This window comes from Puniceicoccus vermicola (assembly GCF_014230055.1).
Classification (GTDB): domain Bacteria; phylum Verrucomicrobiota; class Verrucomicrobiia; order Opitutales; family Puniceicoccaceae; genus Puniceicoccus; species Puniceicoccus vermicola.
This window is the reverse complement of sequence record NZ_JACHVA010000115.1, coordinates 1-7,220: the sequence shown is the minus strand read 5'-3', so window position 1 is coordinate 7,220 and position 7,220 is coordinate 1. Positions and strand designations below refer to the sequence as shown.

Annotated in this window: 7 protein-coding genes; 4 read left to right on the top strand and 3 right to left on the bottom strand. The window is 54.7% G+C overall.

The genetic code is table 11. The features are described from left to right. Both H5P30_RS14635 and H5P30_RS14630 read right to left on the bottom strand, forming a co-directional pair. A partial coding sequence (locus H5P30_RS14635; protein ID WP_185691056.1) for a helix-turn-helix domain-containing protein occupies positions 1 to 299 on the bottom strand: 299 nt, incomplete at its 3' end. 3 nt (positions 300 to 302) lie between these two features. Continuing rightward, positions 303 to 647 carry a type II toxin-antitoxin system RelE/ParE family toxin gene (locus H5P30_RS14630; protein WP_185691055.1) on the bottom strand — a complete coding sequence of 115 codons (345 nt, stop codon included), beginning with the start codon at positions 645 to 647 and terminating at the stop codon, positions 303 to 305. 401 nt (positions 648 to 1,048) lie between these two features. On the opposite strand from H5P30_RS14630, the gene H5P30_RS14625 reads away from it, so the two are divergent. After that, a complete protein-coding gene (locus H5P30_RS14625; RefSeq protein WP_185693660.1) occupies positions 1,049 to 1,759 on the top strand; it encodes a hypothetical protein in 711 nt (236 codons plus the stop codon). Between the two features lie 115 nt (positions 1,760 to 1,874). Further along, positions 1,875 to 2,396, top strand: a complete 522-nt coding sequence (locus H5P30_RS14620) for a helix-turn-helix domain-containing protein (protein WP_185693659.1) — start codon at positions 1,875 to 1,877, stop codon at positions 2,394 to 2,396. On the opposite strand, the gene H5P30_RS14615 is transcribed toward H5P30_RS14620, so the two are convergent. Continuing rightward, positions 2,391 to 4,886 carry a beta strand repeat-containing protein gene (locus H5P30_RS14615; RefSeq protein ID WP_185693658.1) on the bottom strand — a complete coding sequence of 832 codons (2,496 nt, stop codon included), beginning with the start codon at positions 4,884 to 4,886 and terminating at the stop codon, positions 2,391 to 2,393. The genes H5P30_RS14620 and H5P30_RS14615 overlap by 6 nt on opposite strands. 73 nt (positions 4,887 to 4,959) lie before the next feature. Here H5P30_RS14615 and H5P30_RS14610 point away from each other — a divergent pair, with 73 nt between their 5' ends. Both H5P30_RS14610 and H5P30_RS14605 read left to right on the top strand, forming a co-directional pair. Next, positions 4,960 to 5,997 (top strand): LacI family DNA-binding transcriptional regulator, encoded by a 1,038-nt coding sequence (locus H5P30_RS14610; protein WP_185693657.1) that lies wholly within the window; start codon positions 4,960 to 4,962, stop codon positions 5,995 to 5,997. A 175-nt stretch (positions 5,998 to 6,172) separates the two neighbouring features. Beyond that, a complete protein-coding gene (locus tag H5P30_RS14605; RefSeq protein ID WP_185693656.1) occupies positions 6,173 to 7,159 on the top strand; it encodes a transposase in 987 nt (328 codons plus the stop codon). Positions 7,160 to 7,220 lie beyond the last annotated feature (61 nt).

The window sequence follows — 7,220 nt, the reverse complement described above, 5'->3', positions numbered from 1 at the left end:
CTCCGCTTTGGCTTCGATACCTGATCCCGTAATTCAATGACCAATTCCTTTCCGAGAGCCTGAGCAACCTTGCGGAGTGTCGAGACACGCGCGTCACTGGCCCGATTCTCCAGCCGGGAGATTACCGACTTCTTCGTGTGAATGGCAGTCGCCAACTCTTCCTGGGTAACCCCCGCGCTTTGGCGAGCTTCCTTCAGGAGAACCCCGATGAGGAACTCTTGATAGCCCGATTCGTATGCTTCGGCAAAGGAAGGGTCGCGATCCTTGCGCTGTTGAATGTATTTATCGAGATCATCCATGGTTCATCCTTTTCTTAAGAAGTAATCTTTTCGCCGGCGCTCCGCCGTTTCGATTTCCTGTTTCGGTGTTTTCTGAGTCTTTTTGGCAAAGCCGCTGGCGAGAACGACGAGATTTTCGCCGTCCATGAAACCGAGAATCCGGAAGGCGTTGCCTCCGAACTCGACTCGAACCTCCCAGAGCTCCGTTCCTACCAATTTCTTGAAGTACTGAGTCGGTGGCCTTGGAAGGGTGCGGACCAGATCGAGCACCCAGGCAACTTTTTGGGCCTGCTTGCCATCGAGAGATTCAAGAAAATCCTCAACCGGGCAGGCTCCAGATTGCTGCCTGTAGAATTGGATTGATCGCACCCCAAAAAGTTAGCATATTCGCTAACCTCGTCAAGAGTCGATTGATAACCACTCCGTCGCCGTATGTAACCATAGGTGCGGGGAGAAACGCCACACAGGGAAAAAACCTTTGAGGAGGCCTTCCTCTCTCACGGAGCCCGCAAGGCGATGAGAATCGAAGAGGGAAAGATCCAGTGATTCGGAGAATACCCGTAAGAAGATTCTCCGGCATCTCTGTGTTTTCGGCACGAAGGAATGCGTTGGAACGGATTCGGTCGAGGGATCCCCGAAAGTAGTGAGAGCTTCCAGCTCTCTCTCCTGCGAAACGGCAACTTGGATGGAGGACGTTCCACACCAACGCTCGGGGAAAAACTCGCAAATTTCGCTCGACCCAGAACTGCACCGCAATTAGAACTGCGCTCGTGCTTTACCCGCCCCCCATTCTCACCATTCTCACCCGCAGTTTCGCCCTTCTGGCTTTCCTCTGTCTAGCTGGCTGCGGCCCGAGCGGCCCCCGGGAGGTCCGCAACGACGATTACGAGAAACCTGCGGAACCCGACTACGCCCTTCGACAATTCCTCGACATCCAGACCCTCCGTGCGGAGTTTGAAATGCCTGCGGATATGAAAACCTTCCGGGTCGGCATGATCTACATCGAAAACGGCCAGGTCACGGCAAGCGAATGGCTCTCCGGCGACGGACTCCATACCGTTCACGCCGACGGGAAACGCGAATATGCCAAAACCCTTCTGGCCGAGTTCATGGTCGGAGAATCCGACGGCGAGTGGAAAACACGCCTTCACGTAACGCCGCGATTTACCGGTGCTAGACGCAAACCCAACTTGGACTTCTGGGAGAGATTTGAAGAAGGCGACCTACGCATTCGTGGTTGGAGTGACCAAATGCAGAACGATAAGCTCGGTAATTTCCGGGTTCTCGCCGCCAGCTACGGCACAATAGGGAATGTCACCATCGGCCCTGTCGAAAGACTCTTGCGGGATATGGATTTTCTCGCCCTGCTCGTCGTAGATTTCTTGCCTGAGGAGATGGACCCTTCCGAAGGGCCAGTGGTGTATCCATCCGAGGAAGAATTGCAGGCGGTGGTTGTTGAAGAAGTTGGAGGGGTGCGGTGACGCAGTTTGTCAAGATTCAAGACCTGACGTCGTTGAGTCGTCGCTGACGTCGTTGAGTCGTCGCGTGTTCTCGGGTGGTCCTATTTTCCAATTTTCATCCAACGCGTATCCGTCCTTGGAACGCACAAGCCTCGAACTCCAAAAAATCCTCCAAGGCGACCGGGAAGCGGGGATCACCGATTTCCGCTGGATCAAAAAACTCAATGCTTCGCAATACCTACAAAGTGAAGCTCTCCTGAGAATCTGGGTGAAAGAACTCGTCGAGATCCTCGAGAAGGAAGGCCACACCTCCAACGTCCCGGTCCCTACCGACCAACGACTGACTCAAGCCCTTGATCTTCTCCAGAACCATCACGGCCGGGACTTTCCAGCGTCCCCAATTGTCGAAAAATGTTCCCTATCACTCGTTCACCTCAATCGACTGAGCAAAGAGCGCCTCGGTCACAGCCTCTCCGAACAGTGGAATCAAGTCCGTGTGCGTCGTGCCCAACACGCTCTTAGCTCACCCGATACCACTATCAAGGAAATCGCTTTTGACCTGGGCTTTAAACAACCGTCTCACTTCACCCGTTGGTTTCGCCAACACACCGGACAAACCCCTAAGGCGTACCAACAGAAAGCCAGGATTGCGCTATAGCGCGTTTTTCCGACGTCGGAGAAGAACCACTCCCAGAGCGATCCCCCCAAAGAGAGCCGCAAAAGCCGTGGGTTCTGGAACCGCGCTCATAGTCACCTCAATGCCATTGGCCAAATAGTTCACGGAGTACTCGTCCGTGACCGCCTCCCCATTATAAAGAAGCCCCCCAAAGGTCCCGGTCACGCTCGCAGCCCCCACGATCGTATATACCTGTTCCTCCCCTGGGAGGAATCCGTTCACCATCTGAATATCGAGGATGGTATCGGTACCCAAGTCGAGAATTGCCCCGCTTCCCGCCGTGTCCAAACTCAGAGTGAGAACATCATACAGCCCACTCGCTTGCGTGCCTCCGATGTCGAAGGTCATTAAGCTTCCGGAAGAGAGTGTCGCATTCGCATCCACCAGCTCGAGGGAACCAATGCTCGAAACACCACTGCCTCCAGAACCGGCGCCGGGAGTGATCTCTCCGCCAGTCACCGCCATATTCAAATACGTTTCAGACGAACGCCCCGAACTGTTGACATAAGTCATTCGATCGGAGGCCGAGTCTCCACTGAACTGACCGGCAACGGTAAAATCCAAGGATAAAACATTACTGCCCGAAGTCGGTCCCGGCATCGCTTCCAAAACCGCTTCCTCTCCACTGACCCGATACGTTCCCGTCGAAGACGTCACGATATCCCGATCCGCCCAAAAGTTACTTTGCATCTGAATGGTTCCCGCATGCACGATCGTTCCGTCGTTATTGATGGCGACACTGCCCGTGGAAGTGGCCGGAGCGGTGCTGGTCAACAAGAGCGTTCCTCCCGACCTCACCGCGAGCTGATTACCCTCGTAGTTGTTGAGGACAACGTGACGATTCGAAACCGTAAACGTCACCGGAGTCGTTCCATCGCCGACATGAATGGAGGAGCCAACCGAACTGGCTGAGCCATTGTCCAAAGTCGTGGTGGAACTTTCATAAACCGTTCGACCCAACACCGCATTCCCCCGAATATTCAACGTCCCGGCAGAAGCTACACCCTCGAGATCCCGCCCGTTGACAAAAGAGACTGAGCGAAAGGTATTCTCGGGCGATCCCAAATAAACGGTTGCTTCACTCACTCCTCCCGTGGAGCTTCCCGCGTTCACGGTTCCCGTGTTGTAAAAGTCCTGAAAGCCGAGACTCGAGCCGCTCTCGATCGAGAGTGTGCCCGAGTTTTCATTATCTTTCCCGAATCCAAAGCCACCGTTGGTAGGGCGTCCGCTACTGCTGATAAACGAGAGGGAGGCACCGTTCCTCAACGTCCAATTGCCCGTATTGGTAAAACCTCGCGTTCCGCTCGATGTATTACTGGAAGTAGCCGCCCAGTCCAGATTCACCATACTCCCATCCATGTCGAAGTCTCCGGCATTGACGAATTCGACACTTCCCTGGGAACCCAAGAATTTGACCAAAAACTCAGATCCTTCTGCCATAGAAAGGGTTCCGGCCAAATTCACGTTCACCGAACCATCCGAAGCCTCAACACGGGATCCAGCACCCAGATCAAAGCCATCGAGAAAATCGACTGTCGTCGTCTTCGCGTTACTGTCGGACGATCCCAACGCCAGAATTCCGCCCGCGTCTTCTCCAGATTCCGCCAGCAATTCTACGTTGTTTTCAAAGGCAAATGTCGAAGCCCAAGCCACTAGATTCAAGGTGCTTCCCGTCCCCACGGAGACCGCATTTCCCGCACCGTCATCACCCCGGAAGATCAATCCCCCATTGAAGGAACTAATCACCGAAGAAGATCCATTCCATTGCAGCGCCCGAAAGGCCAAGCTCGATCCCACCCCTGAAACGGTCACGGGTCCATCGACAAAGTTCCCATCGGGCGTCGTGTCCCCGATCCAACCGCGGGTCGATTCATATTGAATCTCCGCCCCAGCGCCGGTGGCGTTGATCGGACCGCTGAAGAATACTCCGTCGTTGATGTCCGAAGTGCTTCCGCCAATTGCCTCCACCCGATAGGTTGATCCCACACCGAGGTTGAGCGTTCCTTCAAAAAAAGCATTCACTGACGAAGTAGTATTCGTATTGGTATTCTCCATCAGCAAGGTCGAGCCGTCGGCGATATTGAGTACCAGAGCGTCTGCTCCTGCCGATGCATCCAGATCAAAAACGTTCAGGGCTCCCGCGCTCGTTCCACTAATGGTCAGATCATCTTCCAAGGTCAGGATATTAATCCCTCCGATCGTGGTTTGCTTCATCGTGAGTTGGGAAATCGTTTGCGGAACCCCCTCGGAAATGGTCACCGTCCGGGTTCCACCGGTCACGTCGAGCAGTTGGGCATCGTCTCCGGCAGAAGGGACCGTGTCGCCAGCCCAATTTGCTCCCACTTCCCACTCGCCACTCGCATTCGGAACGCCGTCACCGTCCCAAGCGATATCGTCCGCCAGAAGTGAAACAGAGAAAATGAGAGAAACGGCCGAGATCCGGAGGGAATAAAATAGTAACTGGGTATTCATAGGGTAACTGAGAGATTTGATGGATCTGAGGATTGACGCAACGGCCCAGCTGTGTTAACCCTAACACATTAAGATGAGCCCCTCTTCAGGAAAAGTCACCATGAAGGACATCGCGGAGGCCGCAGGAGTCTCGCTGATGACGGTGAGTCGCTGCCTGAAGAACAATCCCCGCCAGTCTCCGACCACTCGAAAACAGGTTCAGCAAATCGCCCGGGAGTTGGGCTATACGCCTCATCCCTATCTTTCGGCCTTGATGAGCAACCTCGCCCAGAAGAGAGGCAACTCCCCGGCCGCAAACCTAGCGGTCCTTCACTTCAACCCCGGTGCCGACCTGAAACGCCACGCGTATTTCCGGGGCATCCTGGCTCGAGCAGCCGACCTTGGATACAACATCGAGCCCGTCCCCTACTCCCCCCAAGAGATTCCGCCTGCTCGTCTTCGGGAAATCCTCCTCACCCGCGGGGTTCGAGGCATCATTCTCATGCCGGCACCGGACGGATTCTCAACGATTGATTTCGATTTCGACGGATTTGCAGTGGCCGCACTCGGACACACACTCTCCAACCCGATTCCCCGAGTGGCCAGCGACATCTACTCCATGTGCTTCTACGCATTCGATGAAGTGGTTCGTCGGGGGTATCGAAGGATCGGATTGGTCCAAACGGAATATGTAAACCGCCTCGGACGTTTCCTCTACTCAGGAGCCTTTGCCGCCTATCGGGAACACGTGAAGACCGACATCTATTTTGCTGAATCGATCACGCCGGGAGGCCACTTGGATGCCAACGATGCGAACCAGATCGCTCGCTGGATCCAACGGGAAAAGCTCGATGCGGTGATTTCCCCCATATTCAGCATTCCCGTCTACCAACTTCTGGTCCAAGCCGGAATTCTGATTCCCGAGGAAACCGGTTATCTGCACCTGATCGACATCTGGGACCAACCCGAGATTACCCAGATCAGCCAATGTCCCGAGTTCATGGGAACCAAAGCCGTGGATATGGTCGTGGCCGCGATCAACCGCAATGAGTTTGCTCAACCCGCAATTCCCCACGTGATCAATACCATGGGGCAATGGATCGAAGGGAAGACGCTTCCTCGCCGGAACTAGCGCGAGGCGGATCCTAAAGGCTTACGGCGTTGCTTTGGCAACCGCACTACCGGGGCTCCAAGAACAACCTCAGAAAAAGAGGACACCCAAACGACGTCAGGTCTTGAAGGACACCCAAACGACGTCAGGTCTTGATTATTGACAAATAGTCAGTGGGTACGTTGGCTCATGGTTCATGGCGAGGCCCCTGAGAGTAGAGTATGCGGGAGGATGTTATCACGTCTTGAACCGCGGCAACTATCGTCAGAGGATTTTTTCGGGGAAGGGAGCAGCGGAGGCCTTTGAACGTGTGTTAGGGGAGGCCGCGGAGCGTTTTGGTTGGCGGGTGAACGCCTATGTCATCATGAGCAATCACTTTCATCTTGCTGTGGAGCTTGGCGAACCGAATTTAAGCGAGGGGATGAAATGGTTGCAGGGGACGTGGATTCGTCGGTTCAATCGTTTTCGGAACTGGACGGGGCGTCCGTTTCAGGGGCGTTACAAGGGGATTGTTGTGGAGCCCGGGCATGTATTCGCGCAGGTTTGCCACTACATTCACCTGAATCCGGTTCGTGCGGGGATCGTTTCGGCGGAAAACCTTGGGGAGTATCGCTGGAGCAGCTTTTTTCGCATCGAAAAAAGGAAGCGTCCCGAATGGTTGGATTTCTCAACGGTATTATCCGACTCGGGGGGTCTAGGCGACAATCGGACTGGGTGGAATCGGTATCGGGATTACTTGGTTTGGCTGGCAGAGGATGATTTGGAAAAGAAGAAACTGGCAGAGGCCCAGATGAGCCGGGGCTGGTGTAAGGGATCGAAGGAGTTTCGCAAGGCGATGCGGGATGAAGCGAAGGCGAAGGGGGCGCAATTGGACCGGGTTCGTTTCGAAGGATTGGAGCCGAAGTCCTTGATTGAGGAGCGGATGATGGTTTGGGAGGAGGAACTCGTTCAGGCGGCGACGGTCGCCGGGATTGACCTCGGAGCCCTTCCCCGGCCGAAAATGTCGCGGGAAAAGTGCCTGTTGGCAGCGGTAATGAAAAAACGGACCTCGGTTTCCAACCGTTGGCTGGCCGAACGACTCGCCATGGGTTCGGTGTCAACCCCGACGCAAGCGGCAAAACGGGCGAGTGAGAATCCGGGAGTCAGAAAAGAAATCGAGAGAATTGAAAAGGCCCTGGAGTGAACCTTTGGCGTGAACGATGATCCATTGTCAAAAATCAAGACCTGACGTCATTTGGTCTTCA